This window comes from Nocardia sp. bgisy134 (assembly GCF_057708325.1).
This window is the reverse complement of sequence record NZ_JBYIRW010000013.1, coordinates 60,455-87,167: the sequence shown is the minus strand read 5'-3', so window position 1 is coordinate 87,167 and position 26,713 is coordinate 60,455. Positions and strand designations below refer to the sequence as shown.

Annotated in this window: 23 protein-coding genes and 1 pseudogene; 11 read left to right on the top strand and 13 right to left on the bottom strand. The window is 67.3% G+C overall.

Translation table 11 applies throughout. The annotated features are described in order from the left end of the window. Positions 1 to 4: 4 nt before the first annotated feature. A complete protein-coding gene (locus AC3ERS_RS22770; protein ID WP_431970083.1) occupies positions 5 to 958 on the bottom strand; it encodes a TauD/TfdA dioxygenase family protein in 954 nt (317 codons plus the stop codon). A 72-nt stretch (positions 959 to 1,030) separates the two neighbouring features. Between AC3ERS_RS22770 and AC3ERS_RS22765 the strand changes: the two genes are divergently transcribed. Next, positions 1,031 to 1,630, top strand: coding sequence for a TetR/AcrR family transcriptional regulator (locus AC3ERS_RS22765; protein ID WP_431970082.1), 600 nt, complete (start codon positions 1,031 to 1,033; stop codon positions 1,628 to 1,630). 153 nt (positions 1,631 to 1,783) lie between these two features. Then, positions 1,784 to 2,692, top strand: coding sequence for an FkbM family methyltransferase (locus tag AC3ERS_RS22760; protein ID WP_431970081.1), 909 nt, complete (start codon positions 1,784 to 1,786; stop codon positions 2,690 to 2,692). A 275-nt stretch (positions 2,693 to 2,967) separates the two neighbouring features. Here the strand turns inward: AC3ERS_RS22760 and AC3ERS_RS22755 are convergent, their stop codons facing one another. The 8 genes and pseudogenes from AC3ERS_RS22755 to AC3ERS_RS22720 all read right to left on the bottom strand — a co-directional run bounded on the left by AC3ERS_RS22755 (position 2,968) and on the right by AC3ERS_RS22720 (position 13,572). Next, entirely contained in the window at positions 2,968 to 3,540 is a 573-nt protein-coding gene (locus tag AC3ERS_RS22755) for a recombinase family protein (protein WP_431970080.1), read from the bottom strand. A 219-nt stretch (positions 3,541 to 3,759) separates the two neighbouring features. Then, complete coding sequence (rox, locus tag AC3ERS_RS22750) at positions 3,760 to 5,244, bottom strand: rifampin monooxygenase (RefSeq protein WP_431970222.1); 1,485 nt, start codon at positions 5,242 to 5,244, stop codon at positions 3,760 to 3,762. A 374-nt stretch (positions 5,245 to 5,618) separates the two neighbouring features. Continuing rightward, a pseudogene (locus tag AC3ERS_RS22745) lies at positions 5,619 to 8,631 on the bottom strand (Tn3 family transposase). Between the two features lie 166 nt (positions 8,632 to 8,797). Beyond that, positions 8,798 to 9,820: a 4-hydroxy-2-oxovalerate aldolase gene (dmpG, locus tag AC3ERS_RS22740; protein ID WP_431970079.1), complete on the bottom strand. Its 1,023-nt coding sequence runs from the start codon at positions 9,818 to 9,820 to the stop codon at positions 8,798 to 8,800. After that, positions 9,817 to 10,803 carry an acetaldehyde dehydrogenase (acetylating) gene (locus AC3ERS_RS22735; RefSeq protein ID WP_431970078.1) on the bottom strand — a complete coding sequence of 329 codons (987 nt, stop codon included), beginning with the start codon at positions 10,801 to 10,803 and terminating at the stop codon, positions 9,817 to 9,819. The genes dmpG and AC3ERS_RS22735 overlap by 4 nt, the downstream gene beginning before the upstream one ends. Then, complete coding sequence (locus tag AC3ERS_RS22730; protein WP_431970077.1) at positions 10,800 to 11,612, bottom strand: 2-keto-4-pentenoate hydratase; 813 nt, start codon at positions 11,610 to 11,612, stop codon at positions 10,800 to 10,802. Before AC3ERS_RS22730 ends, AC3ERS_RS22735 begins: the two co-directional genes overlap by 4 nt. After that, positions 11,609 to 12,562: a 3-carboxyethylcatechol 2,3-dioxygenase gene (locus tag AC3ERS_RS22725; protein ID WP_431970076.1), complete on the bottom strand. Its 954-nt coding sequence runs from the start codon at positions 12,560 to 12,562 to the stop codon at positions 11,609 to 11,611. The genes AC3ERS_RS22730 and AC3ERS_RS22725 overlap by 4 nt, the downstream gene beginning before the upstream one ends. A gap of 26 nt (positions 12,563 to 12,588) precedes the next feature. Beyond that, the gene (locus tag AC3ERS_RS22720; RefSeq protein ID WP_431970075.1) at positions 12,589 to 13,572 is read right to left on the bottom strand and encodes a zinc-binding dehydrogenase; all 984 of its coding nucleotides are present in this window, start codon (positions 13,570 to 13,572) and stop codon (positions 12,589 to 12,591) included. Between the two features lie 288 nt (positions 13,573 to 13,860). Here AC3ERS_RS22720 and AC3ERS_RS22715 point away from each other — a divergent pair, with 288 nt between their 5' ends. The 7 genes from AC3ERS_RS22715 to AC3ERS_RS22685 all read left to right on the top strand — a co-directional run bounded on the left by AC3ERS_RS22715 (position 13,861) and on the right by AC3ERS_RS22685 (position 20,698). Beyond that, positions 13,861 to 15,033, top strand: coding sequence for an aromatic ring-hydroxylating dioxygenase subunit alpha (locus AC3ERS_RS22715; protein ID WP_431970221.1), 1,173 nt, complete (start codon positions 13,861 to 13,863; stop codon positions 15,031 to 15,033). Further along, positions 15,030 to 15,368 (top strand): non-heme iron oxygenase ferredoxin subunit, encoded by a 339-nt coding sequence (locus AC3ERS_RS22710; protein ID WP_431970074.1) that lies wholly within the window; start codon positions 15,030 to 15,032, stop codon positions 15,366 to 15,368. Before AC3ERS_RS22715 ends, AC3ERS_RS22710 begins: the two co-directional genes overlap by 4 nt. After that, positions 15,365 to 16,576, top strand: a complete 1,212-nt coding sequence (locus AC3ERS_RS22705) for an NAD(P)/FAD-dependent oxidoreductase (RefSeq protein WP_431970073.1) — start codon at positions 15,365 to 15,367, stop codon at positions 16,574 to 16,576. The genes AC3ERS_RS22710 and AC3ERS_RS22705 overlap by 4 nt, the downstream gene beginning before the upstream one ends. 40 nt (positions 16,577 to 16,616) lie before the next feature. After that, on the top strand, positions 16,617 to 17,174 hold the full coding sequence (locus AC3ERS_RS22700; RefSeq protein WP_431970072.1) for a 3-phenylpropionate/cinnamic acid dioxygenase subunit beta: 558 nt from the start codon (positions 16,617 to 16,619) through the stop codon (positions 17,172 to 17,174). A gap of 17 nt (positions 17,175 to 17,191) precedes the next feature. Beyond that, positions 17,192 to 18,073 (top strand): alpha/beta fold hydrolase, encoded by an 882-nt coding sequence (locus AC3ERS_RS22695; protein WP_431970071.1) that lies wholly within the window; start codon positions 17,192 to 17,194, stop codon positions 18,071 to 18,073. Continuing rightward, positions 18,070 to 18,903: an SDR family NAD(P)-dependent oxidoreductase gene (locus AC3ERS_RS22690; RefSeq protein WP_431970070.1), complete on the top strand. Its 834-nt coding sequence runs from the start codon at positions 18,070 to 18,072 to the stop codon at positions 18,901 to 18,903. Before AC3ERS_RS22695 ends, AC3ERS_RS22690 begins: the two co-directional genes overlap by 4 nt. Positions 18,904 to 19,144: 241 nt before the next feature. Beyond that, positions 19,145 to 20,698 (top strand): succinic semialdehyde dehydrogenase, encoded by a 1,554-nt coding sequence (locus tag AC3ERS_RS22685; protein ID WP_431970069.1) that lies wholly within the window; start codon positions 19,145 to 19,147, stop codon positions 20,696 to 20,698. 323 nt (positions 20,699 to 21,021) lie between these two features. Here the strand turns inward: AC3ERS_RS22685 and AC3ERS_RS22680 are convergent, their stop codons facing one another. Beyond that, on the bottom strand, positions 21,022 to 21,690 hold the full coding sequence (locus AC3ERS_RS22680; RefSeq protein WP_431970068.1) for a DUF6891 domain-containing protein: 669 nt from the start codon (positions 21,688 to 21,690) through the stop codon (positions 21,022 to 21,024). Between the two features lie 276 nt (positions 21,691 to 21,966). Here AC3ERS_RS22680 and AC3ERS_RS22675 point away from each other — a divergent pair, with 276 nt between their 5' ends. Then, on the top strand, positions 21,967 to 22,647 hold the full coding sequence (locus tag AC3ERS_RS22675) for a DUF998 domain-containing protein (protein ID WP_431970220.1): 681 nt from the start codon (positions 21,967 to 21,969) through the stop codon (positions 22,645 to 22,647). A 151-nt stretch (positions 22,648 to 22,798) separates the two neighbouring features. Here the strand turns inward: AC3ERS_RS22675 and AC3ERS_RS22670 are convergent, their stop codons facing one another. The 3 genes from AC3ERS_RS22670 to AC3ERS_RS22660 form a co-directional block, all read right to left on the bottom strand. Further along, positions 22,799 to 23,203, bottom strand: coding sequence for a DUF779 domain-containing protein (locus AC3ERS_RS22670; protein WP_431970067.1), 405 nt, complete (start codon positions 23,201 to 23,203; stop codon positions 22,799 to 22,801). Between the two features lie 20 nt (positions 23,204 to 23,223). Beyond that, on the bottom strand, positions 23,224 to 24,741 hold the full coding sequence (gene exaC, locus AC3ERS_RS22665; RefSeq protein ID WP_431970066.1) for an acetaldehyde dehydrogenase ExaC: 1,518 nt from the start codon (positions 24,739 to 24,741) through the stop codon (positions 23,224 to 23,226). A gap of 79 nt (positions 24,742 to 24,820) precedes the next feature. Next, positions 24,821 to 25,933 carry a response regulator transcription factor gene (locus AC3ERS_RS22660; protein ID WP_488186854.1) on the bottom strand — a complete coding sequence of 371 codons (1,113 nt, stop codon included), beginning with the start codon at positions 25,931 to 25,933 and terminating at the stop codon, positions 24,821 to 24,823. 206 nt (positions 25,934 to 26,139) lie between these two features. On the opposite strand from AC3ERS_RS22660, the gene AC3ERS_RS22655 reads away from it, so the two are divergent. Then, positions 26,140 to 26,571: an MmcQ/YjbR family DNA-binding protein gene (locus AC3ERS_RS22655; RefSeq protein ID WP_431970064.1), complete on the top strand. Its 432-nt coding sequence runs from the start codon at positions 26,140 to 26,142 to the stop codon at positions 26,569 to 26,571. Positions 26,572 to 26,713: the final 142 nt, after the last annotated feature.

Here is a 26,713-nt window from a genome sequence, read left to right as displayed (position 1 = left end):
TCGGTCAACGGGCGGGGCGGGGGCCGACGATGGAGGCGCGTTCCATGATGCGCACGTGGGGCCAGTAGTCGCTGGCGGCGTAGTGCTGGACGGCGCGGTTGTCCCAGAACGCGACGGTGTCGAGCTCCCACCGCAGGCGAACCTGATGTTCGGGGGCGTCGGCCGTCCGGCACAACCGGTCGATCAGATCGCGGCCCTCCTCGAGGTCCCAGCCGTGGATGCGGTCGGCGAAGACCCGGTTGACGTAGAGGTGCTTGCGGCCGGTGACGGCGTGCGTGCACACCAGCGGGTGGGCGACCGCCGGATGCTCGGCGCGCATCTTCTCCCGCTGCTCGTCGTTGAGCATGTGCCCGAACGCGCGAGTGAAATCATGGACGGCGTCGACGTTTTCGATTCGCGCCCGGGTGTCCTCGTCGAGGGCGTCGTAGGCGGCGTACATGTCGGCGAACAGCGTGTCCCCGCCGATCGGGGGCACCGAGATCGCATGCAGGACCGCGCCCATCGACGGCTGCTCGCGCCAGGTGACGTCGTGATGCCAGGCGTTCTCGAAACCGCCGACCTGGGCACTCTTTTCGAATCGCACGAGTTCTGGCTGGTCGGTGTTGGAGGGAATGAACGGGTGGACCTCGAGCATGCCGAACCGTCGCGCGAAGGCCACATGTCGTCCCGGGGTGAGCGGCTGGTCGCGGAAGAACAGCACCTTGTACTCGTGCAGCGCCTGCCGCAGTTCGACGATCACCCCGTTCGGCAACTCGGTGGTCAGGTCCACCCCGGAGATCTCCGCGCCGAGGGTCGCGCCGACCTGGCGGGCGTCGAAATGCTGCCAGCTCAGCTGGGCGAGCCGGTCACGCTCGGTGGCGATATGCGTGAAAGGGCCGGACCGGACCGGGTATCCGGGGAGCTGAACGGTGCGGGGCGTGAAGCCGGCGGCCGGGTCCTTGTCGGCGATCACGGACATGGCGACCTTCTTTCTGGGAGGGAGCGAGGCTGTAGTCAATCGACTACAGCTGATGTGAGCTACTGTAGTCACATGACTACAGAGGGTGCAAGGACGTCTCCCGACGACAGCAACCCGCTCGGTCGCGACGCCGTCGTGTCCGCGGTGCTCACCCACGCCGCGGATCTGTTCGCCGAACGCGGCCCCGCTGCGACGTCGATCCGAGACATCGCCGAGCGGGCGGGAGTGAATCACGGACTGGTATTCCGGCACCTCGGCGCCAAGGACAAGCTCGTAACAGCCGTCCTCGATCACCTCTCCGCCGAGACCGCCGAGCTCGCCGATGCGGGCGTGTTGTTGCCGGACGATCCCCGGCTGCGCAGGCACTGGGTCGTGCTGGCGCGCTGCATTCTCGACGGCTACCCGGTCGGACAGATGCAGAGCCGGTTTCCTGTCATCGCGGCTCTGATCGACTATGCACGCTCACATCGAGCCGACGACCGCGACGCCGCCCTCTCCGTCGCACACGCCGCGGCGTTCGTACTCGGCTGGCAATTGTTCGAGCCCTTCCTGCGCAACGCCGCCGGGCTCGACGACATCTCGAATGCTCAACTGCAGCAGGCCATCAACGCCGAAGCCGTCCGGATCCTGTGCGGCAGCCCGCAACCATCCCCCGCCGATCGGGACCGGTAGCCGGAACGCGCGCGTCACCGCTTCCCTGTCCGAAGACGTTGACCGCGAATCGCAGTCATCGGCTCGCGCGAAATGGTTCGACGATTCCGCGCGGGCGCCGATATCGTCACGGCGGTGCATCCTGTCTCGGCCCCTCCTTTGTGGCAACAGATCGTGTTGAAACCACCGCCCTGGCCGCCGCTGCTCATCGCGGCCCGCTGGTGGGTTCGATACGGGCCTGGAATCGCCGTCGAACGGAGGCTGCTGCGGGAATGGCTCGACGTCGGTCTCCAGCAGCGACCACGGCCACCCAGAAACGTGCGCACCCGCTACGGGCAGCGGTTCCTCGTCCCGACGACCAGCGACTTCATTGCCCGTGCGATCTACACCCACGGCTGCTGGGAGGCTGGTATCTCCAGGCTCGTCGCCGCGCGTCTGCGGCGAGGCGACGGATTCATCGACATCGGATCCGCCGGCGGGTGGTATGCCGTGCTCGCGGCACGACTCGTCGGCCCCACCGGATATGTCGTCGCGATCGAACCGGCGTCACACGAACAGCTGCGGGCGAACCTGGCGCTCAACAGCATCGGCAACGTGCGCGTCGTCCAGGCGGCCGTCACCAACGAACCGGGGGCGGTGACCCTCTACACCCCGCACGCGAACACCGGCGCCACCACAACGATCCGCCCCGACACCTACCAGTCCACGATCACCGTTCCCGGCCTGCCACTGGCCCAGATGCTGGACCGAGGCGACTTGGAGAACGCCCGGATCATCAAGGTGGATGTCGAAGGCGCCGAAGGCACAGTCCTCACCCAGCTCGCCGCCTCGATCCCTCGGCTGCGCAAGGACTGCGAGATCATCGTCGAAGTCACTCCCCACTGGCTGACCATCGCCGGGCACGACGTGAGTACGATTCTGAAACCATTCACGGACAATGGTTTTCGCCTCTACAAGATCCAGAACCCCTACGCACCAGAGGATATTCTGGACATGCTGCGATACCCACTTCCGCCAACCCTGGCCACCGGACCCTTTCCCCGGCAGATCGATCTGCTCCTCACTCGCGCCACCGAAAGCTGAGACGACCCCGAACTCCTGAGGCTGTCAGGAAGTGCCAACGCAAGAATCGGACCGGATGGGCAGCGCACTCACCGCCGTCACCTCAGCAGCCGCCGCCGCTGTCGTTGACCGGTCCGGTTCTGATCCTGCCGGTGATCACATAGATGTGGTGCAGGGTGCCGGGAGAATGCGGTTCGACGCGCCGGACAAGTCGGGGTCCCGGTAGTAACCGGACGAAAAACAACGACAATGGCTTGACCAGCGGTGATGCCTCTAGTCGCGAGCGGTCATTGCGTTCAGGCGGGTTCGAGGTGGCGGTAGATGGTTTTGCGGGAGACGCCGAAGGTTTCGGCGATCTGGGCAACTGTGTATTTGCGTTTGCCGTGCCGGTCGCGTTCGTCATACATCTCGCGGGCCTTGAGCGCTTGCAACTGGGTGAGCGCGGGTGGTCGGCCGCCGACTCGTCCTCGGGCGCGGGCGGATTCGAGTCCTTCGAGGGTGCCTTCGCTGATGAGGTCGGCGAGCATCTCGTCCATCGCGGCGATGACGTGGAACAGGAACCGTCCCGCGGGGGTGGTGGTGTCGATGCCTTGTTTGAGCACGACCAGCTCGATGCCGCGTTCGTCGAGTTGGGCGGCGAGTTCGGTCATATGCCGCACAGAGCGGAACGGGCGCGAGAGCCGGATGATCACCAGTTCGTCACCGCGACGCAGGTGTTCGAAGCATTTGTCCCACTCCGGGCGCCGCGCCAGCTTCCCGGATGCCTTGTCCACCCAGATCCGTTCGCACCCGGCCGCATTGAGTGCGTCGATCTGGGAATCGTCTTTCTGCCCGCGAGTCGACACCCGCGCGTACCCGAACTGAGCCATGCCCGGAACTGTCCCATAAAGGGCTGACACCTGCGGTTTCGTCCCGTAGATACCGCACACGAGTTCTGGCCCGAATCGGGTCGGCGTCGAGCTGGGCGGATGCGCGTTTCTCGCCGGGATGCCGTTGTGGGACAGAAACGAACGTTTTCGACTCGAGTGATCACCCACCTGTGTCGCAGCATGTGAGGCGGCCTGGCCGCCTCACATGCATTCCGATGGTCAGTCCCTATCGGCCGTTCGATCCTCCTCACAGGCTTTCGGTTGCTCAGTCGCGGAATCAGTGCCGGGCTTACCGAACCAGCGGGTGAGGTGGCCGTCTAGGTCCTGCTGATCGTCGCCGAACCAGGCGACGTGGCCGTCGGGGCGCAGCAGGACGCACGGAACATCTAGTGCCGCAGAGGAATCCGCGAGGTAGTCGACCCGGTCTGACCAACCGCCGACTGTCAGGCGTTCGGTGCGGTCCAGCAGCAGGCCTCGGCCGCGATTCAGCAGACCGTAAAGGCGGCCCTGTTTCAGATCTATGTCGGGCAGGCGGCGGCCGAGCAGGTCGGGGCCCTCGCCGAAGTCGTAACGGATGTCGACGGCGGTGATCTTCTCGATCAGATAGCGGTTCACCTCGTCGAAGTCCATCAGTTCGGTGAGCAGCCTGCGCACCGCCTGAGGGCCTGGTTCGGTGGAGTGCAGTTCCGTTTGGGCGCGGGTGTTGTCGAGTACGTCCGCGGCGACCGGATGACGTTCGGTCTGGTAGGTGTCCAGCAGTGTTTCCGGCGCCCAGCCGCGGATCTGTGCGGCCAGTTTCCAGCCGAGGTTGACTGCGTCCTGAACGCCCAGGTTCAGGCCTTGTCCGCCGGTGGGCGGGTGGATGTGCGCCGCATCGCCGGCCAGCAGCACACGCCCGACCCGATAACGCTCGGCCAGCCGAGTGGCATCGCCGAAGCGGGACAACCAGCGCGGGGAGTGCACGCCGAAATCGGTTCCGGCGATGGCGCGCAACTGTTGTTTGAAATCGTCGAGGGTGGGCGGCTCCGCACGATCGCTGACTCCGGCGGCGGGGACCACGACGCCGTAGGCACCTTCGCCGAAGGGCTGGAGCCTGAAACGCTTATTGGTCGCGTAGATTTCGCCCGCCTTGGCAGCGACCTCTTCCTGCGGCACACCCACTTCCATCTCACCCATGAGAGTGTCATTCCGTGAGGGCTCGCCGGGGAAGCCGACGCCGAGCAGTTTGCGCACCGTACTGCGCGCGCCGTCACAGCCGATGAGGTAACGCGCACGCAGCTTCTCCCCGTCGGCCAGCTCGACGGTCACGCCCTCGTTGTTCTGCTCGAAACCGGCCACCGCGCAACCGCGTTGGACTTGCGCGCCCAGCGCGATCGCATGTTCTTCGAGCAGGTGAACGACGACCGCCTGCGGAATGCCCAGCAGATAGGCGTGCGCCGAATCCAGGCCCTCGGGCGCGGGTTTGGGGATGGCGGCGAAGATACCGCCAACCGGTCGCCGTCTTCCACGTTCGAGCATGCGATCCAGCAGTCCACGCATCGCCATCAGCTCGAGACTGCGCATATGCAGACTGACTATGCGCACGAACGACACGGGCTCAGGTTCTTTCTCCAGAACGAGTACTCGCACATCGTGCAGCCGCAGTTCGGCGGCCAGCATCAAACCGGTCGGGCCGCACCCGGCAATGATCACATCGAATGTCAGTGGCGCGCATTCGCTGCCGGAGGCCCGCGACCGGAGGCCGGGGACGTCACCGGAGGTGACATCCCGCTCGACCGTTGCGTTCGACGATGGGGTGGACTGAGGAGAGTTCACAGGTGTTGCCTTTCGGGAGTGCTGGTGAACGGCGCTCCCGGACGACGACCTATCGCCCGACCATGACCCACGAGGGGAGCACCCATGTCGATACTGCGTTCACGGATACCACCTCCTCGGTCTCTTGCACGGCCTCCGGCAAAGTAACAGTGGTCGCCGTGGTTCGCCAACAGGTTTTTACGGAGAATGAAATCGCCCCGAACGCGCACTGCTCGGCTAATCACAGGCCGTTGATGACAGACGGCGTGAGCACCGGGTCGAGGTCAGAAGAGGGTGTCGCGCACACGAAGCGGGCGGTAACCGGTCGGCCCGAGCTGGGCGAGTTCGGCATCGATATCGACCTCGATCGCGCCGAAGAAGTTGATGTTCTCCGAGTGCGCGGGCGAGATATGGGCCAGCACATCAGCGTCTATGCGGCGACCCTGCCGACGCATCTGGTCCACCGCGAGCCCGTAATACTCTGTGGTCCAGGCGATTACCGCGTTCGTGGCCAGGGTCAGGCACCAGGCCTGCTCGGTCTGGGCTTCCAGGTGCCGGGCGCGGAAGGCGCCTTCGTGGGCGTAGATGAGGTCGCGTTTGAGGGCATGGATGGATTCGCCCTTGTTGAGCTGGCGCGAGATCTTGCGCCGGTAGTCGGGATCGGTCAGGTACCGGCAGGCGTAGATGGTGCGGCGCATCGCGCCGTACTCCTTGAGCGCCGCCGCCAGGGCGTTCTGCCGACCCGAGGCCGACAGTTTGCCGACCAGCAGGGACGCGGTGGCGTGCCCGAATTTCAGTGACCCGGCCAACCTGAGCAGGTCGTCGTAATGCTCGGCGATCAGGTCCAGATTCAACTTGCGGGTCAGCAGCGGTCCTGTGTGAGGGAACCGCGCTTCGGCGTCGGCGCGCGGCACCGGCCGGTACAGGGTGATCTTGCCCAGATCCCGGATACGCGGGGACAACTGCATCCCGAGCAAGTCGAACAGTGCAAAGTTGACCAAGGTGACCCCGTAAGTATCTGTCGCATGCTCGGTGATCGGCAGATCGGTTGCGTTGCCCAGGATTTCATCGAGTACGTAGTGGGCTTCGCGGCGGGTGGTGACGATGATCTTGGTGCCGTAGGTGGTGTGCTGATCGGTGACGTGGGTGTAGGTCGATAAGCCCTGGTCAGCGAAAAATTGCGGCACGGTGCGAGCAGTGGTCGACTTGCCGCGCGTCGGGAACCGCTGACCGTCGCTGGAGGACAGGGTTCCGGTTCCGAAAGCCGCTGTCAGAGGCAGTCTTTGGTGGTAGCCGATGAGCGCGAGATTCGCCGCGCGCAGCGTTTCCTCGCGCACATACCACTCCGCGGTCCAAGCCAGGATGTCGTAGGAGATGCCGCTGGCTTCGGCCATCCGGGTGAGCCCCAGATTCGTGGAATAGGCCAGCAGCACCGCGATCAGATTGCGTTTTAGCTCTGGGCTGCGGGCCTGTTTGCCACCCGCGTGGGTGAAGCAGTCCAGGTAGCCAGTGCGTTTGTCCAGCTCGATCAGCAACGACACGATCGGCGCGAACGGCAGCATCTCGGTCAACTCGGCCTTCAACGCGATCGCCTCGGTCGGAATATCCTCGGCGGTCAACGGTGAGATCACCAGGTCACCGGCGTCATCCAGGCGCACCGGCCCGTCACCGGCGTTGAGCATCTGCTCCAGTTCACTGACTGCCTCACCCCACTCATCCGACAGCGCGGCCAATGCACGAGCCGGATCAGCCGGTTTGCCGACCAGGCGGCAGAACTCGCCGCGTTGGAGCTCCCACTGCTCGGGCGTGAGCAGATAGGCGGCAGGATCGGCGTAGCGGCGCGACCCCGGCACGAACACATCCCCACTACGCAGCCCGTCCCGCAGACCGAGCAGCACACACAACTCCCAAAAATGCCGGTAGGCAACGGCATTGCCGGTCTTTCGTGCTTCGTCGAGATAGCCCCGCCACTTGGTCGGCACGAATCCCGTGGGCGCGTCGTCGAACACCTTCCGGCGACCGGTCGCGTTGAGCTCGCGCAACATGTTCACCGCGATGAGTAGCTCCGTCGCCGACGTACCGCCGGCGAAGCGCACCGCCGACAACACCGCCGGAGTGAACTTCCGCAGATACGAATACGACCCATCCAGGGCGGCCAGGTGCCCGTGATCGCGCGGCAGCCGCGGCCGGGCCTGGGCGATCGCGGCCCGCAACCGCTCCCACCCGATGCCCTCACCCCGGATCAACGTACCCACGTCCTCGTCGGGAATCTGCGGGTCGGTGATGATCGCCAAAGCTCGTCCAGCAGCGCCTGCCGGTCTTCTCCGTTTTTCCGCGTTCGGCCAGTTCCTCGCGCATCCGGTTCTCGGCGGCACTGAACTTCGCCGACACTGCCTGGTCGAACAGCGCCACCACCTCATCGAGTACCTCGGCGGCCGACTGCGCCAGCACCGTCAACAAGATCGGATACCGGCGCTCGGGATCACGGCGCTCCAGCGCCTGACCGGTCAAACGGCGGCCCAGCGTGGCCAGGAACCGGCGACGCTCGGCCGGAAGCACCGACAAATCCAGGGTGTCGGCCCCCAGGCTACGAACGAACCCCAGCTTCTCGACCTCGTTCTTTACCGCGGCCGCCGACGCCTCCACCGGCCCGGTGGACAACCACCGCAGCCGCGACATCCGAATCGAGGCATCGGTGACCAGCAACCGATCCAGCTCCGTGCATCGTTGCGGAGTCAGCTCGTGCGCGAGTCGATCGTAGGTCTCCCGTTGGGCCTGCTCCCGCGCATGCACGACGCGGCGAACGACGGTGTCGGGGCTGGGACGGATCACCCGCGCCGAGAGCAGATACTCACACCCCAACCGGAACAGCAGTGTCGGCGAATCATGTTCCATCGCCCGCGCCAGCAAGAACTCGTTCAACTCCTTCAACTCCATCGTGCTCGCCGACCGCCACCCCAGATACTGCGCCACCAACCGGAGATGCTCGGTGCGCGTCTGTGCACGCTTCCCGTACGAATCGATCAGCGACACATCAACATCCAGTTGCTGCGCCAACCGCGCCACCGCCACCGCAGGTGCGGAAGCCACTTTGTCCGGCACGAACCCCAGCCACGGCAGCGCACACAATGCCACCGACAAACCCAGCCGCTCCGCCGGGCCGCGCCCGCGACCAGGTGTCAGAAAGGCGATGTCAGCCGGAGTAAGCGTGAAGTGCCGGAACAACTCCTCGCGGCTGATATCCGGGAACTCGCGCAGCCGCGCCAACTCCTCGGCCGCGAACACCTGCATCGCCACGAAACCCAACCTCCAGCACGCCGACCAACCTCATCGGCAGCCAAGCCAAGCACCAATCACGATGCCCCGCAGGACAAACGAGGAGTGTGCTATCTCAGCTGGTCGAGCCATTGTCGTTGTTTTTCGTCCGGGACCCCTCGACGCGCCGGACAAGTCGGAGGTCCGGTCAGCCGGTGACGGGGCGACTCGAGATCAGATCCAGGGCGATGTCGACGATCATGTCCTCCTGACCGCCGACCAGCCCGCGGCGGCCGACTTCGAGTAGCAGCGCGCGAGCATCGATGCCGTAGCGTGTCGCCGCGTTCTCCGCGTGCCGGAGGAACGAGGAATACACGCCGGCGTATCCAAGGGTCAGGGTCTCGCGGTCGACCTGCACTGGCCGGTCCCGGAGTGGGCGTACCAGATCGTCGGCGGCGTCCTGGAGTGCGAACAGGTCGCAATCGTGTTGCCAGCCTTGCAGTTCGGCGACCGCGATGAACGGCTCGATCGGGCAGTTGCCCGCCCCCGCGCCTTGACCGGCCAGCGAGGCGTCGACGCGGGTCGCGCCCTCCTCGACAGCGACGACGCTGTTGGCCACCGCCAGCGATAGATTCTCGTGAGCGTGGATGCCGATCTGGGTGTCGGGCGCGAGCACGTCGCGATAGGCGCGGAGCCGCTCGCGCACACCGTCCATGGTCAGCCGCCCGCCCGAGTCGGTGACGTAAACGCACTGTGCGCCATAGGATTCCATCAGCGCCGCCTGTGCGGCCAGCTGCGCGGGCGCGGCCATGTGGCTCATCATGAGGAACCCGGAAACATCCATGCCCAGTTCGCGGGCGGTGGCGATGTGCTGTGCGGCGATATCGGCCTCGGTGCAGTGGGTGGCGATCCGAACCGACCGCACGCCGAGCTCGTAGGCGCGCCGCAAATCGGCGATGGTGCCGATACCCGGCAACAGCAGTGTCGTCAGCACGGACTTCCGCACGGCCGCGGCGGCGGCCTCGAGCCACTGCCAGTCGGTGTGACTGCCAGGCCCGTAGTTGACCGAACCGCCCGCCAACCCGTCACCGTGCGCGACCTCGATCGCGTCGACCCCCGCCGCGTCCAGCGCCGACACGATCGCGCCGACATCACCGGGCGAAATGCGGTGGCGGATGGCGTGCATCCCGTCGCGCAGGGTCACATCCTGGATGTAGAGCCGCCGGGTCATCGGTCCACCTCGATTCCAGCCCGCGCCGGGCCGATCGCCGCGACCGCGTCGCGACCTGCGATGCGTTCGGCCACGCGCAGCGCCGCCGAGGTCATGATGTCGAGATTGCCCGCGTACGCGGGCAGATAGTGGGCCGCGCCCTCCACCTCGAGGAACACCGACACCTGGGTGAGCGGGCCGAGGCCCGGCGGGACCAGGGTGTGCACGTCCTCGGCGACCGAGGCGAATTGCACCTGCTGCTTGAGCCGGTATCCGGGCACGTACTGCGCGACCCTGTCGGCCATCTCGGCGACCGAGGCCGCGATCGCCTCACGGTCGGCGTCGCCGATGAGACAGAACACGGTGTCGCGCATGATCAGGGGCGGTTCGGCCGGATTGAGGACGATGATCGCCTTGCCGCGCGCCGCACCGCCGACCGATTCGATGGCGCGCGACGTGGTTTCGGTGAACTCGTCGATATTGGCGCGCGTGCCGGGTCCCGCGGACTTCGAGGCGATCGAGGCCACGATCTCGGCGTAGTGCACCGGGGTCACGGCCGCGACGGCGGCCACGATCGGAATGGTGGCTTGACCGCCGCAGGTGACCATGTTGACGTCGTCGCTGCCGTCGTCCAGCAGCCGGTCGAGATTGACCGGCGGGACCACGAACGGGCCGATCGCGGCGGGGGTGAGGTCGACGAGCTTCTTGCCGAAGGGACGGAGCTTCTCGGCGTTCGCGACATGGGCTTTGGCCGAGGTGGCGTCGAAGACGATGTCGATCTCGTCGAAGTTCGGCAGTGCGATCAGGCCGTCGACACCATCGGCCGTCGTCGGAATGCCGAGGCGGCGGGCCCGGGCGAGCCCGTCGGAACCGGGGTCGATGCCGACCATCGCGCCCACGCGCAGGGTGTCGGACAGCCGCAGCACCTTGAGCATCAGATCGGTGCCGATGTTTCCGGAACCGATGATCGCCACCGAGGTCGTGGTGGATTCGGACACGTTCATGAGAACTCTTTCGGGGAGAAGACGGCATCGACGGATCCGAGCGGCTCGATCTCGGCGCGGATGCGCGCACCCGGCGGCGCGGGCGCCATCGGACCCAGCGCGCCCGACAGCACGACCTGCCCGGCGCGCAGCGGATCCCCGTACGCGCGAGCGGCATCGGCGAGCCAGGCCAGCGCCAGCAGCGGATCGCCGAGGCACGCCGCGCCCGCGCCCTCCGAGACGAGCACGTCGTCGGCGAACATGCGCATGGTCACCGCCCTGGGCTGGAACTCCGCCAGGGTCAGGCGATCTCGGCCGAGCACGTACAGACCACTCGAGGCGTTGTCTGCGATGGTGTCGGTGATGGTGATGTCCCAGTCGGCGATGCGGCTGTCGACGATCTCGATCGCGGCGACGGCGTAGTCGACCGCCGCGCGAACCCGCTCGAGGCTCAGCTCGCCGTCGGCGAGATCGGCGCCGAGCACGAACGCGACTTCGGCTTCGGCCTTGGGTTGCAGCAGACGATCGGAGGGCACCGCGGGCAGCGAGCTGACATCCATGTCGTCGAACAGGACGCCGAAATCGGGTTGATCGACCCCGACCTGGCGCTGGACGGCCGGTGCGGTCAGCCCGATCTTGCGCCCGACGATCCGCGCGCCGGACGCGAGGCGGCGGCGCGTGCCTTCGGCCTGCACGGCATAGGCACCCGGCACATCCCCGGCGGGGATCAGATCGCGGATCGACGCTGTGGGACAACCGGATTCGCTTGCCTGCGCCAAGAGCTCGGCCGCCTGCCGGATGCCGGGGGTCGCGACTCGACTGGTGTTCACGAAGCCTCCTGTCGGCGGCCGGTCGCGGTGGTGACGGCGAATCCGGCGATCCACTCGGGAATGGCCTCGTAGAAGCGGTAACCGAGTTCGTAGTCGCCGGACGCGGCGAGCGCGGCGTAGGCCGCGATCCAGGTCCGCACCTCGTGTGCGGATCCACCGCCCTCGCGTCCCATCCATTCGACGGTCCAGTCGTCGAAGGCCGCGAGATCGTTGTGCTGCAACAGATCCAGCAGCTGGCTGTCCCACTCGGGATTGATGGGGATCATGCCGGTCGATCCGGCCGCGTAGGCGCGGCCTGCCTCGACCACACGGCCCTCGCCCTTGGCGCGCTGTTCCGGTGTCGGTGGATGTCCCTCGATCAGCGCGTCGGCCACCCGCGGCGGAGCGCCGGCGAGCACCGGCACCGGCGGGTCGTGGGAGAGCCCGCCCGACCCGAGGAACAGCACGCGACGATCGAGTTCCGCGGCGGCTTGGCCGATCGCGGTGCCCAGTGCGCGCACCCGGGCGACCGGGCCGAGGGGAGTGGCGACACCGTTGACGAACACCGGGACCACCGGAACCCGGTCGATCCCGCCGAACAGCATCTCCAGCGGCTGCGCGAAACCATGATCGACGGTCATGCGCGCCGACACTGTGAGGTCGATTCTGCGGGCGAGCACCCCGGCGGCCAACTGCTCGGCGGCGGCGGTGTCGACCGTCAACGGCCCAGCGGCGGAATCGAAGTCGCCGACCGCGTGCGCCGCGGTGGCCAGACAGAACGGGGGCATCTCCCGGTAGAAGAATCCGTTGTAGTGATCGGGTGCGAACAGCACCACCAGCTCGGGGTCGAAGGTGCGGACGAACTCGCGTGCGATGGCGATGGCGTGATCGACCCGGGCGAGAACCTCGGGTGCGGGATCGTTCTTGCCGATCAAGGGTGAATGGGACAGGCCGACGGCTGCCGCGGTCATAGCTGACTCCTGAGGATCGCCGTGCGTCACGGCTGCGGGGCGGAGGGATGGACGACGACCTTGCCGGTGAGGGTGCCGTCGATCATGAGCTGGAAGCCCTTGTGAATGTCGGTGAGCGGCATGGTCCGATCGATCACCGGTCGCACCCCGGTGGCTTCCATCATGCGCAGCATCGCCACCAGCTCGGCGCGCGTACACCCGGTGGAACCGAGGATGCGCTGTTGCAGATAGAAGACCCGGTTGAGCGCCGCGGACGGATCTCCACCGCTGGTCGCGCCCGCCACCACCACCGCGCCGCCGGGCCGCAGCGACTTCAGCGAATGTTCCCAGGTGGCCGCGCCGACGGTTTCGATGACGACGTCGACGCGTTCGGGCAGCCGCTCTCCGGTCGGCACCGCCAGTCGCGCACCCCATCGCACGGCCGCGGCGCGTTTGCCGGCGCTGCGGCTGGTCGCGTACACCACCGCACCCGCGGCGGCGGCGAGCGAGATCGCGGCCGAGGCGACACCGCCACCGGCGCCTTGCACCAGAACCCGGTCGCCAGGCTTGATCTCGGCCTTGGTGAACAGCATTCGGTAGGCGGTGGTCCAGGCGACCGGCAGGCATGCGGCTTCGTCGAACGACAGCCAATCCGGCTTCGGGATCAGATTGCGGCGCGGCACCGCGACGTACTCGGCGAACGTGCCGTCGTAGCGTTCCGACATCAGGGCCCGCGCCGGATCGAGCGTCTCGTCCCCGCCGCCCGCGTCGGAATCGGCGATGACCGGATGCACGATTACGGGGTTGCCGTCGCTGTCGTGGCCTGCCGCGTCGCAACCGAGCACGATGGGCAGCCGGTCGGCGGGATGGCCGACTCCGCGCAGGGTCCACAGATCGTGCATGTTCAACGACGTCGCCGCGACCCGCACCAGCGTCCAACCCGGTTGCGGCTGCGGGATTTCGACATCGTGCACCACCAGACCCGACAGTGGGTCGGTAGCGCTCTGGGAGATGGCTTGTGCAGCGAGCATGCCGCCACCGTCGCCCGAACAGGGCGGTCGAGAACAGTCGTCGTGCCGTCCTGCGGAACGGTTGCTGGATAAGGCAGGCGTTCGGCGGCTTTGCTGATCGGCATGACCTCCACCATCGAACCCACGTCCGGTCGCGACGCGGCGTGCGCGGCCCCGTGCGGTGCGCTGCGACGCCCCGCGGACCTGGTCCGCACCGTCGATGTCTCGGGCCTGGTCGACGCCGAGGGCGGTCTGCTCGATCGCGCGATCTTCACCGACGAGCAGCTCTACCGACAGGAAATGCGCCGGGTGTTCGCGCCGAGTTGGCTGTTTCTGGCGCACGCCGAGCAATTCCGCAGACCGGGCGACTTCTTCACCACGTTCATGGGCGAAGACCCGGTGATCGTGACGATGGACAAGAACAAGCGCATTCGGGCCTATCTGAATTCGTGCCGCCATCGCGGCGCTCGCGTGTGCCGCGCCGATTTCGGCACGACCCGCAATTTCACCTGCACCTATCACGGCTGGGCCTACGACCTGGACGGGCGGCTGGTGTCGATCCCCAATCGCGAGGGCTACCCGGATTCCTTCGACGCCGACCAGTGGGGGCTGGTCGAGGTGCCCCATGTCGAGTCCTATCGCGGCCTGGTCTTCGGCACCTGGCATCCGCGGCCGATGAGCCTGCGCGAATACCTCGGTGAGATGGCCTGGTACATGGACGCGATGCTCGACCACGACGACGCGGGCACCACGGTCGTCGGCGGCGTGCACAAATGGGTGCTCGAAGGCAATTGGAAGCTGGCCGCCGAACAGTTCGCCACCGACTGGTACCACGTCAACAGCAGCCACGCGTCGGCGCTGATGGTGCTGTCGCCGACCAAGAATCCCAAGACCGAGGTCGTGCATCGCAGCGGCCGCCAGTACGTCGGGCAGAACGGGCACGGCGCGGGGTTCCCGGTGCATCCGAAGAACCGCTTCAACGCCAAGACGGTGCACGAATGGACCGACTACGACGCGTTGCGCGCGCGGTTGGGCGATGCGCGCGTGGAGGGTCCGCTCACCGACGGCCACGCCACGGTGTTCCCGAACTTCTCCTACCTTCCGGTGATCGGCACCGTCCGGGTCTGGCATCCCAAAGGACCCGATCGCATGGAGGTCTGGTCGTGGACGGTGGTCGACAAGTCGATGCCCGAGGAAGTCCGTGAAGCCCAGCGGCTGTACAACCTGCGCACCTTCGGACCCAGCGGCATCTTCGAGCAGGACGACGGCGAGAACTGGAGCGAGGTGCAGGCCATCTCGCACGGCTTCATCACCAATCGCGTCCCGTTGAACTACCAGATGGGCATGGGTTCCGAGCGGGACGACGGCCGCCATCCCGGCCGGACCAGCGAGCTCTACAGCGACGCGGCCGGGCGCGCGTTCTACGGCCGCTGGCGGGACCTGATGAACACCCCCGCCTGGCACGAGGAGGAAATTCGTTGAACACCACCGGAATCCGGGTCGCGGCACTCGACGACATCCCCATCGGCGAAGGCATCGCGATCGACAGGTCGATCACCGGCACCGCGGACCACATCGCGCTGCTGCGCGACGACGACGGCGCGGTCTACGCGTTGAACGACACCTGCCCGCACGAGGTCGCTTCCCTGGCCGAGGGCTGGGTGGAGGGCGGATTCGTCGAATGCCCGATGCACGCCAGCAAATTCTGTTTGAAAAGCGGTGCGGTGCAGAGCCTTCCGGCGACAGAGGACGCGCGCACCCATCGTGTCGAGGTGCGTGACGACGAGGTGTTCGTCTTCCCGGGTGAGACACCGTGACCGCCGTCGCGATCGTCGGTGGCGGTATCGCCGGAGTGAGCACCGCGGCGGCGCTGCGCTCGGGTGGATTCGTCGGCGACATCACCCTCGTCGACGCGGGAGAGTTCCCCTACGATCGGCCGCCGCTGTCCAAGGACTTCCTGACCGGCGCGAAGACGCTGACCGACATCGCATTACAGCGTCCGGGCTGGTACGACGACAACAAAGTACGCCTGATCACGCGGCGGACGGTGACCGCGTTGCGGCCGGGCACCGGACAGGTCGAGCTGTCCGACGGGACGGCGGTGACGGCCGATCGCGTCGTGCTGGCGACCGGCGGCCGAGCGGTGCGCCCACCTGTCCCCGGCGTGCAGAGCGAGCGGGTCCACGTGCTGCGCACCGCCGAGGACGCGCTACGCCTGCGTGCGCAGTTGCAGCCCGGAGCGCGCGTGCTCGTGGTCGGCGCCGGATTGATCGGCGCCGAAGTCGCGTCCACCGCAGTCGATCTGGGCTGCGCGGTGACGCTGGTCGATCCGGTGCGCCCACCGCTCGCGGCGGCCGTGGGGCCGATGACGGCCGACTGGCTGCACCGTCAGCACGCCCGGCGCGGCATCGTCACCATGCGGACCTCGGTGCGGTCACTGCTCGACGATTCGGGCCTGATCCATGCCGACTTGGCCGACGACCGCGGCAGCCACACCTTCGATCTGGTCGTCCTCGGCGTCGGCATGGCCCCCGACACCGCGATGGCCGTCGCGGCCGGACTCGACGTCGATCGCGGAATCCTCGTCGACCACACCCGCACCACGAGCAACCCCGCGGTGCTTGCGGTCGGTGACGCCGCGCGCGTGCGCCGCGACGGGATCGCCCTACCGCGGGCCGAGCACTGGGAAGCGGCCCAGCAGGACGGGGTCCGCGCCGCGGCCACGATCCTCGGCATCGATCCACCCGCCGACGGCGCGCCGTGGTTCTGGACCGACCGCCACGGCGTGCACGTCGAAGTGGTCGGTGCGATGGCCGAAGCCGAACACACCGTCTGCCGAGGCGTTTTCGGTGAACCGCCGTTCTGCGCCTTCGGGCTGTCGGGGGATCGGGTCGTCGCGGCGGTCGCGGTGGGCGATTCGACCGCGGCGCGTGCCGCGCGTCGCCTGATCGACCGCGCCGTCGCGGTGCACCCCGAGCAATTGACCGACACCGCAGTCGACCTCAAGCGGCTGGTGCGCGGATGAGCCGCCCGCGCGCCCTCATCGAGAAGGGATACCCGACGCCGTGAGCACCATCACCGCACCCGGTGTCAGAGCCGACCGCGACATCCACTTCGAGGTGGAGCAGTTCTACTACCTGGAAGCCGAGCTACTCGACGACGGGAGGTTCGCCGACTGGCTCGACCTGCTCGCCGACGACCTCGACTACTGGATGCCCACGCGTACCAACCGATTACGACGCCAGCAGGCGCTGTCGGTCGCCGCCCGCGGCGAGGCCGCCTATTACGACGAGACCAAGGACAGTCTGGCCTGGCGGATTCGGCGCTTCGATTCCGGAATGGCATGGGCCGAGGACCCGCCGTCGCGGACCCGCCACCTGGTGACCAATGTCGTCGCACACCACGTGGATCCGACCGAGCATCCCGGATTCACACCGCGGGACCTGCTGGTGCGGTCGGCGTTCCTGGTCTACCGCAACCGCCTGGAGCACGAGGAGAACGTCTTCGCCGGTCGGCGTACCGACGTCCTTCGTCGCCGCGGTGACGGCCTGCTGGTCGCCCGCCGCAGCATTCTGCTGGACCAGAACGTTCTGCGCGCCAAGAACATTTCCACATTCTTCTGATCCCGAAAGGCACAGCCATGTCCGCCCCTTCCGGCCTCGACCACACACCACTGACGTTCACCCGTCACACGATCGCCACCACCGCCGGGTCGATAGCCGTCACCGAGGTCGGCGCCGGGCCCGCGCTGGTGATGCTGCACGGCGGCGGCCCCGGCGCCTCCGGCGTCAGCAACTATCACCAGAACCTGCCCGCGCTCGCCCAGCGATTTCGGGTGATCCTGCCCGACCAACCGGGATTCGGCGACAGCTACCGCCCGACCGAGGTCGATCTCGACCGGCACTCGATCACCGAGATCGCGGTTACCGCTATCTTCGAGGCACTGGACCGACTCGAGGTGCGACGTTTCCACCTGCTCGGCAACAGCCTCGGCGGCGCGGCCGCGATCGCGATGGCGCAGACCCAACCCGACCGTATCTCGGGCCTGGTGCTCATGGCGCCCGGCGGTGGCTGGCTGCCCTTCGGACCCACCCCGACCGAAGGGCAGAAGGAGATGTTCCGCTACTACAACGGCGGCGGGCCGAGCGAGAAGAAGATGGCCGCCTTCATCCGCACCATGGTCTTCGACCACAAACAGTTCGGGCAGGACGTGGTCAAGGCCCGCTACGATGCCTCGCTGGAGCAGAGCCACATCGATTTCTATCACCGGTACAACGCCGCGTTCGGCAAACGGCACGGAATGGACCCGCTGTGGCGGGATCTGCACAAGATCACCGCACCCACCCTGCTGCTGTGGGGCCGTGACGATCGGACCATCACCCTCGACGGCGCCCAGATCATGCTCCGCAACATTCGCGACGTTCAGATGCACATCTTCGGATCCTGCGGACACTGGGTGCAGCTCGAGCGTGCCCGTGAATTCGAGCGCCTGGTCGGCGATTTCCTGGGAGAGCTGTCGTGACGGGCTGGCTCGAGGGATACGTCGCCCTGGTCACCGGAGGCGGATCCGGAATCGGGCGTGCCGTCGCCGAGCGGTTCCTCGCCGAGGGAGCCTCGGTCACCGTCCTCGGCAGAGACCTCGACCGGCTGGAGAAGGTCGTCGCCGACAGCGCCGATCCCGAACGGATGCACGCGGTCGAAGCCGACGTGCGCGATTCGGGGCAACTGCACGACGCGGTCGCCGAAACCGTCTCCCGTTTCGGCAAACTCGACACCCTCGTGGCCAACGCGGGCATCTGGGACTTCCAGCGTCAGCTCACCCGGCTGACCCCCGCCGAGCTGTCGGACACCTTCGACGAACTGTTCGCCGTCAACGTCAAGGGGTACCTGCTGGCCGCCGAGGCGGCCTGGCGTGCCCTGGTCGAGACCCGCGGCAGCATCGTGATGACGCTGTCGAACGCCTCCTTCTACGTCAACGGCGGTGGACCCGTCTACACCGCGAGCAAGCACGCCTGCCTGGGCCTGATGCGTGAACTGGCCTACGAACTCGCACCCAAGGTCCGCGTCAACGGCGTGGCATGCGGCGGCATGAACACCGACCTGCGCGGCCCGGAATCGCTTGCCATGCACGGCCGTTCCCTGGCCGATTCCTTTGCCGAACGGCCCGCGAACGCCGCGCCCCCGCCGATCCCTCTGCACGACTCCAGCGTCGACCCCCGCGATTTCACCGCGGCATACGTGCTGCTCGCCTCCCGCGAACAGAGCGGACCCATCACCGGCCAGGCGTTGGCGGTCGACGGCGGCATCGGCGTCCGTGGCTTCGCGACGCCTGCCGGCGGCGACCACTTGTGAATCGCTGGTCGAAAGCACCGACCCGGCGAGGTCGAGCCGCGGGCTGGTCCGAATTCACCGCCGCGCTGTCCATCGCCGGGCCTGCCCGTCATCTGGACGCCGACCGTATCGAACCGGTGCTTGGCGGACCTGCGCGGCGTCACGAGCCTGATCCGACCATGTCGGTGGACCGAGTGCGTTCGACGCCACCGACGGCGTAGATTGTGTGTATCCCGAGGTTACTCACAAGTAGGAGGCAAGGATGCCCGCGCCGGAAGCCGGAGTCTTCGACCGTCTGAGCGCGCTCGCCGCGATCGACGATCACGAAGCTCGCTCGCGCAAGACGATCGCCGAGACGTTCACCGGCAAGCCGCTCGGCTCGGTGCCGGTCGGCACCGCGGAGGACGTGGCGTCGGCATTCGCGAAGGCCAGGTCCGCGCAGGCGCGCTGGGCCGCCCGCCCCGCCGCGGAGCGCGCCGCGGTGTTCGAGCGTTTCCGCGCGCTGATCATCGCCGAGCGCGAATCCCTGATGGACGTCATCCAGGCCGAGACCGGCAAGGCGCGCTGGGCGGCCCAGGAAGAGATCATGGGCATGATGTTCGCGGCCCGCTACTTCGCCAGGGTCGCGCCCGGACTGCTGCGGCCGCGGAACGTGCCCGGCGCCTTCCCCGTGCTGAACCGCGCCGCGGTGCACACCCAGCCCAAGGGCGTGGTCGGCGTGATCTCGCCGTGGAACTACCCGATGGTGCTGTCCATCGGCGACTCGATACCCGCTCTCCTCGCGGGCAACGCGGTGGTGGTCAAGCCCGACAGCCAGACCCCGTACTCCGCGCTGGCCGCCGCCGAGCTGCTCTACCGTGCGGGCCTGCCGCGCGACCTGCTCGCCGTGGTGCCCGGCCCCGGCTCGGTGGTCGGCACCGCCATCGTGGACGCCTGCGACTACCTGATGTTCACCGGCTCCTCGGCCACCGGCCGGGCGCTGGCCGAACAGTGCGGGCGCAGGCTCATCGGCTTCTCGGCCGAGCTGGGTGGCAAGAACCCGATGATCGTCACCCGCGGCGCGAACCTGGACAAGGCCGCCAAGGCCGCGGTGCGCGCGTGCTTCTCCAACGCGGGTCAGCTGTGTATCTCGATCGAGCGCCTCTATGTCGAGAAGGCGGTCGCCGACGAGTTCACCGCGAAGTTCGTCGCCGCGGTGCAGGGCGCGAAACTGGGCGCGGCCTACGACAATTCGGCCGACATCGGCAGCCTCATCTCCGAGGCGCAGCTGGAGACGGTCACCAAGCACGTCGCCGACGCCACCTCGAAGGGCGCCAAGGTGCTCGCGGGCGGCAAGGCGCGCCCCGACCTGGGCCCGCTGTTCTTCGAGCCGACGGTGCTCGCCGACGTGACCGACGAGATGGAGTGCGGTCGCAACGAGACCTTCGGCCCGCTGGTGTCGATCTACCCGGTCGACTCGGCGGAGGACGCCATCCGGCTGGCCAACGACACCGAATACGGCCTCAATGCCAGCGTGTGGGCGGAGAGCAAGTCGGCGGGCGAGAAGATCGCGCAGCGACTGCATGCCGGCACCGTGTGCGTCGACGAGGGCTACGCCCCGGCGTGGGGCACCACCGCGGCCCCGATGGGCGGCATGGGCATCTCCGGCGTCGGGCGCAGGCACGGCGCGGACGGCCTGCTGAAGTTCACCGAGCCGCAGACGGTCGTGGTCACCAGGTTCATGAATCTGGATCCGCCGCCGATGGTTTCGCACGACCTGTGGCAGCGCTTCCTGATGCTCGTCGCGCGCAGCCTCCGGTTCCTGCCCGGCCGCTGATCCGCGCACGGCCTGCCGGTGTCGCCGACTGGTGAGGTCGCCTATTCATCTGTCGCAGATTCGCGCCCCGGACGACGCCCGTCTGAACCACAGCTCCGGACTGACGGGTGTGCATGCCGGAACAGCTCTGTGTTGGTTTGCAGGCGCGGGCTTGTTCGGCGGTGATCCCGACGACCGGGGCGGGCATCTGTTGGACGTGCTGGCGCATTGCCGATGTCCGGCCCGGAACATTCGGAACGCCAAGGACTTTCAGCAGGCCGCCCAGCGTCTCCGGATACATCGGTTGTCCTGCCCGCAGGCTGATCCGGCTACCGGGGCAGTGATCAGGCGTCGAGAGGCGCATACCACTGCGCGTTGCGCAGCAGGATCCGCGTGCGGGGGTTGCCGTCCCACTCCACATCGAGGCCGTGCTTCTCCAGGCGTGGTACCGCGTCATCGGTGATCACGGTGTTGAGATCGGCCAGGTAGGCGGCCTCTTTGTCGGCTTCGGACAGTTGCGAATACGCCTCTTGGTCGAAGTCCGCCGGCGGGAACAAGCCGTAGTTCAAGTACACATAGCCGCTGTCGACGAGTGTCTCGGTGTCCTGCTGGTGGAAGAAGACGTAGCCGCGCCAGTGCCGGGAGCCGTTCATTTCGCTACCGATCTCGGCGGTACCACACGTGCCGCAGCAGGTGAAGTTTTGCCGGGCGAGGATGCCGGCCTCGTTCAGCTCCCCAAAAGCTCGATCGAGGTTGGTGCCGGTCTGCTCCGGCGTCCACTGCGCCTGCTGCTCGATGCGGGCTTCGCGGGCCGTCTCGAACGCCGCGTAGAGCCGGTCGCCGGTGAGATCCCAGCCCTCCTGCTCGGCATCGACGAATTCGTCTGCATCGGCATTGCCCGCCACCAGCCACGACCAGATTTTCTCGGTCAGCGCCTGCTCGTCGGCGGGGTCCAAGCCGTATCCGGTGAGGGCGAAACCGGCGGGCATCTCGTTGTAGGGCCACAACGTCACGGTGGCGGAGCGTAACACGCAGACGACGTGGCAGACGGCGATGTGGTGCGGTACAGAGGGAGGGACATGGTCCGGATGGAGCCGTAAACGGCGCTGCACGCGGACAATCTGCCTGTCATCGCCCTGGATCGGTACCGGGCCAGGGGAACATTTTTCCAATCTCCGGAGTGACTGATCGGTCGATAGTGGTGTTCACCTCGGGTGCGGTCGGCGAGCCGAACGCAACTCGAACCCCTTACCCCGATAGACGACGAGAGGACACGTGTCGTGATCGATATGGAAACCTCAGCGCAAAGTGCTGGAGAGCAGTCAGCGGCGATGAGACTGCTGCTGGCTTGCGGTGTCGTTGCTCCGCTGCTCAACATTGTTGTCATTCTCGTCCTCGGGGCTGTACGCCCTGACTACAACGCCTGGGTAGTCCCCGACAGCAACCTCGAACTGGGGCCTGGTGGGTGGATGCAAGTAACCAACTACATCGTCACCGGAACGCTCCTGCTCGCTTTTGCCATCGGGATGAGGCTGCTTCTGCGTACAGGACGTGGTTCCAGCTGGGGGCCCATCCTGCTCGGCATCTATGGCTTCACCTTCGTCGCCATCGGGCCTGTCCTTCCCGACCCGTCGCTAGGTTACCCACCAGGAGCGTCCGAAGCGCTAACCATTCACGGCGCCATTCATAGTCTCTTAGGTCTGGTTCAGTTCACTTCGCTGACTGCGGCTTGCTTCGTGTTGGCACGGCGCGATGAGGCGCTCGAAAGTCGGGCCTGGTCCTGGTATTCGGTTGCCACTGGCCTGCTGGTCGTCACCTCTTATGTCGCCTTCGTCCTCACCGCCAAATTGGTAGACGAGGGACCAGCGGGGCTCATTGAACGAATTGGGATCATTGCCGGCGGCATGTGGGTTGCCTTGTTGGCGATCCGCCTGATGAGCCAAGCACCAACCACCCGACCCGCACCCTGAACGCGAAAACCGTGCTCTACCAGGCAGCTACGCCATATCCGCCCGATTTTCGGCCGGTCGGCGGCCCCCTGCCGCCGGAATTCGACCGCGTCTTCGGGGCCCTGGCCGGCTCGGTCTGCGGTCGAGCCGGCCAGATCCCCGTCGCCGGCTCTCAGGTGAGCCGGTCGGCACCGGTGGGCGGCGGCGGGCCTGCCGCCAATGCCGCCGCTTCCTCGTCGGTGAGCAGCCGGGACCGGATGAGGAAACGCACGCCGAGGGGCGCCTCGAGCGAGAAGCCGCTCCCGCGCCCCGACACCACGTCCACGGTGAGGTGCGTGTGTTTCCACAGCTGGAACTGATCGGCGCTCATCCAGAATTCGGTGTGCCACGGTAGCTGCCCCAGCAGCACGTCGGCGGCACCGACCCGGAATTCGCGGGCCGGGAAGCACATGGGCGAGCTGCCGTCGCAGCATCCGCCGGACTGATGGAACCGCACCGGCCCGTGGTGTTCTATCAACCGGCGCAGCACCACTCGCGCCGCGTCGGTCATGCCGACGCGATGAACCCGGTTCTGCATGAGAGTGATCCGATTCCGCATCAGAAGAATCCGAGCTTGGTAGGGGAGTAGCTCACCAGCAGGTTCTTGGTCTGCTGGTAGTGGTCGAGCATCATCTTGTGGTTCTCCCTGCCGATCCCGGACTTCTTGTATCCGCCGAAGGCGGCGTGCGCGGGATAGGCGTGATAGCAGTTGGTCCACACCCGGCCCGCTTTGATCGCCCGGCCCATCCGGTAGGCGGTGGCGCCGTCCCTGGTCCACACGCCCGCGCCGAGGCCGTAGAGGGTGTCGTTGGCGATCCGGACCGCTTCGTCGACGGTGTCGAAGCGGGTCACCGCGACCACGGGTCCGAAGATCTCCTCCTGGAAGACGCGCATGGTGTTGTCGCCCTCCAGAATGGTGGGCTGAATGTAGTACCCGCCGGGCAGTCCGTCCACCTTGCGTGCTTCCCCTCCGCTGAGTACGCGGGCGCCCTCCTGCCTGCCGATGTCGATATAGGACAGGATCTTCTCGTACTGATCGTTGCTGGCTTGGGCTCCGATCATGGTGGCGTCGTCGAGCGGGTGCCCGCCCTCGATGGCCGCGGTCCGCTCCAGGCAGCGAGCCAGGAACTCGTCGTAGATGGACGAGTGGATCAGCGCGCGCGACGGGCAGGTGCACACCTCGCCCTGGTTGAGCGCGAACATCACGAAGCCTTCGACGGCCTTGTCCAGGAACGCGTCGTCGTCGGCCATGACATCCGGCAGGAAGATGTTGGGGCTCTTGCCGCCCAGTTCCAGGCTGACCGGGACGATGTTCTCGCTGGCGTACTGCATGATGAGCCGCCCGGTGGTGGTCTCGCCGGTGAACGCGATCTTCGCGACCCGCGGACTGGTGGCCAGCGGTTTGCCCGCCTCGACGCCGAAACCGTTGACCACGTTCAGGACTCCGGGCGGCAGCAGATCGGCGATCAACTCCACCACGAGCAGGATCGAGGCGGGCGTCTGCTCGGCGGGCTTGAGCACCACGCAGTTCCCCGCGGCCAGGGCGGGCGCGAGTTTCCACGCGGCCATCAGGATCGGGAAGTTCCATGGAATGATCTGCCCGACCACGCCGAGCGGCTCGTGGAAGTGGTAGGCGACGGTGTCGGCGTCGATCTGGGAGATGCCGCCCTCCTGGGCGCGGATGACGCCGGCGAAGTAGCGGAAATGGTCGACCGCCAAAGGCAGGTCGGCGGCCAGGGTTTCGCGGACCGGTTTGCCGTTGTCCCAGGTTTCGGCGACCGCGAGCGGCTCGAGGCTGTTCTCGATGCGCGCGGCGATCTCGAGGAGAATGTTCGCGCGCACGGTCGGCGAGGTCGCGGCCCACGCCTCGGCCGCGTGATGGGCGGCCTCCAGCGCCATATCGATGTCGGCGGCGCTGGAACGGGCGACAGAGCAGAAGGTTTCCCCGTCGACCGGGGAGGGATTGTCGAAGTAGCGGCCCTCGATCGGAGCGGCCCAGTCGCCTCCGATGAAGTTGTCGTAGCGGGTGGCGTAACCGACTATGGCGGCGTCGGAACCCGGTTTGGCGTAGATCATCGCAATCACTCCTCGCGCGAAAGCCATCGACGCACGCCACTATGAACGGCGAAGGTTGGCGGGAGGTTGGTGGCCGGGATCAACTGTGCCGGGCGTTGTGCAGCCGGGCGGCGACGACCGCGCGGCGCACGTCGTCGGTGGGCAGCAGCCGCAAAGCGTGCTCGTGCACCGCGATATCGCCCCCGGCGCGCTCGCCGAAGGCGATGGCGTGCTCGGGTCGATCGCTGGCCAGGACCGCGGTGCGAATGCCGACATCGAGGTAGTCGCGCCATTCGACGACGCCCGGGGTGTCGGAACCGGGGAGCAGCGGGCCGCGATAGTGCCACACCGCGCCCGAGGTGTCGCCCGAGGTGATGGCGGCGAGCAGGTCGACGGCGTCGCAGGACAGCGGTCCGGTCAGGGTGTAGCGGCGGTTGGCTATCTCACCTCCGGTGGCCCGGCGCAGATGCGAGACATCGGCTTTCAGCGTGCTCGTCGAGATCGAGCGATCGCCGTACACCGCGGCGTGCAGCTGATCGGGGGTGTAGCCGTCCGGCTCCAGCGCGAGCAGAGCGAGGATCTCCAGCTGCCGCGGCGGCAGCGGCACCGGCCTGCCGTGGCGCAACAGCCGTGCGGTGCCCAGACATTCGAGCCGCACCCGCTCGGCGGGTGGCGGCGCGCTCGTGCGCAGCACCGCCTCGACCGCCGTGACCAGTGATCGCACCGAGGCCATCGCCATCGGATGCGAGCGGCTCCAGTCGCTGGACAGATCCAGCACGCCGAGCAGCCTGCCGTCCGGTGCGTGGATCGGCGCGGCATAGCAGACCCAGCCGTGCAGCGCGGCGACGAGGTGTTCGGCGGCGAACACGGTGGCAGGCTGGTCGTCGTGCAGCGCGAGGGACAGCCCGTTCGTGCCCATATGGCTTTCGTCCCAGCAGCCGCCCGGCGCGAAGTTCACGTCCTCGGCCCGGCGGCGCAGCTTCCGGTCACCGCCGGACCACAGGACCGTGCCCGCCGCGTCGGTGACCACCGCCAGGTACTTCGCGTCCTCGGCGATGCTGCGCATCTGGCCCGCGAGTTCGGTGACGGGGCCGCGCAGCGGGGATTCCGCCCACCGGTCGTCGACCCGGTCGAGTCCGGGTGCGACGGTGCGGCCGGGATCGACGGTGTGCAGCGAGCGCTGCCAAGAGCGTGCCACGTCGGTGCGAAGCACGCTGGAATCGGGACGGATTCGCGCGCGAGGCCCGGCGGTCGATGCCCACCGGGTCCATTCCTTTTCCAGTTCTGCCCGCTGCCGGGTGAGGGTGCGCGACGGTGCCACCTCGGAAAACCCTTGTCGTCGAGTGAACTCGCCTCGTGGACCCATCATGGCGGACGCGCCTGCGCGACGCGCCGGTTTCCGGGCCTAGGCTCGTACTCATGGACAAGCGAGAGCGACCGGCCCGGATCGCCGACGTGCACGCCATCGCGCGCGGGATGCCGCACGTGACCAACGCGGCCGGTCCGCGCGGCAACGCCATCTACCAGGTTGGCGGAAAGTCGTTCGTGTTCTTCCGCACGCCGCGCCCGGATGCCGTGGATCCGCAGACCGGCGAACGCTACCCCGACGTCATCGTCTTCTGGGTGCCCTCGGAATCGGACAAGCAAGCACTCGTACAGGATCCGGACTCGCCGTTCTTCACCACACCGCACTTCGACGGACACCCCTCGGTGCTGGTGCGCGCGTGCCGACTGCACGAAATCACCCTCGGCGAACTCACCGAGATCATCCAGGACGGCTGGCTCGCCCAGGCATCCCGCAAGCGAGCCGCCGACTGGCTCGCCGCCCATCCGCTCCCGCCGAATGCGTGAGTAGCCGGATTGCCCCTGCGTACGAACGCATTTCGGATGGATGCCGGGATTTCCCGGCGCGGCAGGGGTATCAGAGGCCACAATGGGTCGCGGTGTTGCCGATATTTTGATCTGGCCGGGGCTGTCGAGTCTCGGTCGTCCG

Excerpts from the sequence above, each read along its gene's own strand:
- exaC (WP_431970066.1), bottom strand. The coding sequence starts at position 24,741 with ATGATCTACGCCAAACCGGGTTCCGACGCCGCCATAGTCGGTTACGCC.
- AC3ERS_RS22770 (WP_431970083.1), bottom strand. The coding sequence starts at position 958 with ATGTCCGTGATCGCCGACAAGGACCCGGCCGCCGGCTTCACGCCCCGC.
- AC3ERS_RS22755 (WP_431970080.1), bottom strand. The coding sequence starts at position 3,540 with ATGGCTCAGTTCGGGTACGCGCGGGTGTCGACTCGCGGGCAGAAAGAC.
- AC3ERS_RS22670 (WP_431970067.1), bottom strand. The coding sequence starts at position 23,203 with ATGCAGAACCGGGTTCATCGCGTCGGCATGACCGACGCGGCGCGAGTG.
- dmpG (WP_431970079.1), bottom strand. The coding sequence starts at position 9,820 with ATGACCCGGCGGCTCTACATCCAGGATGTGACCCTGCGCGACGGGATG.
- AC3ERS_RS22725 (WP_431970076.1), bottom strand. The coding sequence starts at position 12,562 with ATGACCGCGGCAGCCGTCGGCCTGTCCCATTCACCCTTGATCGGCAAG.
- AC3ERS_RS22685 (WP_431970069.1), top strand. The coding sequence starts at position 19,145 with ATGCCCGCGCCGGAAGCCGGAGTCTTCGACCGTCTGAGCGCGCTCGCC.
- AC3ERS_RS22675 (WP_431970220.1), top strand. The coding sequence starts at position 21,967 with ATGGAAACCTCAGCGCAAAGTGCTGGAGAGCAGTCAGCGGCGATGAGA.
- AC3ERS_RS22720 (WP_431970075.1), bottom strand. The coding sequence starts at position 13,572 with ATGCTCGCTGCACAAGCCATCTCCCAGAGCGCTACCGACCCACTGTCG.
- AC3ERS_RS22695 (WP_431970071.1), top strand. The coding sequence starts at position 17,192 with ATGTCCGCCCCTTCCGGCCTCGACCACACACCACTGACGTTCACCCGT.
- AC3ERS_RS22735 (WP_431970078.1), bottom strand. The coding sequence starts at position 10,803 with ATGAACGTGTCCGAATCCACCACGACCTCGGTGGCGATCATCGGTTCC.
- AC3ERS_RS22765 (WP_431970082.1), top strand. The coding sequence starts at position 1,031 with ATGACTACAGAGGGTGCAAGGACGTCTCCCGACGACAGCAACCCGCTC.
- AC3ERS_RS22655 (WP_431970064.1), top strand. The coding sequence starts at position 26,140 with ATGGACAAGCGAGAGCGACCGGCCCGGATCGCCGACGTGCACGCCATC.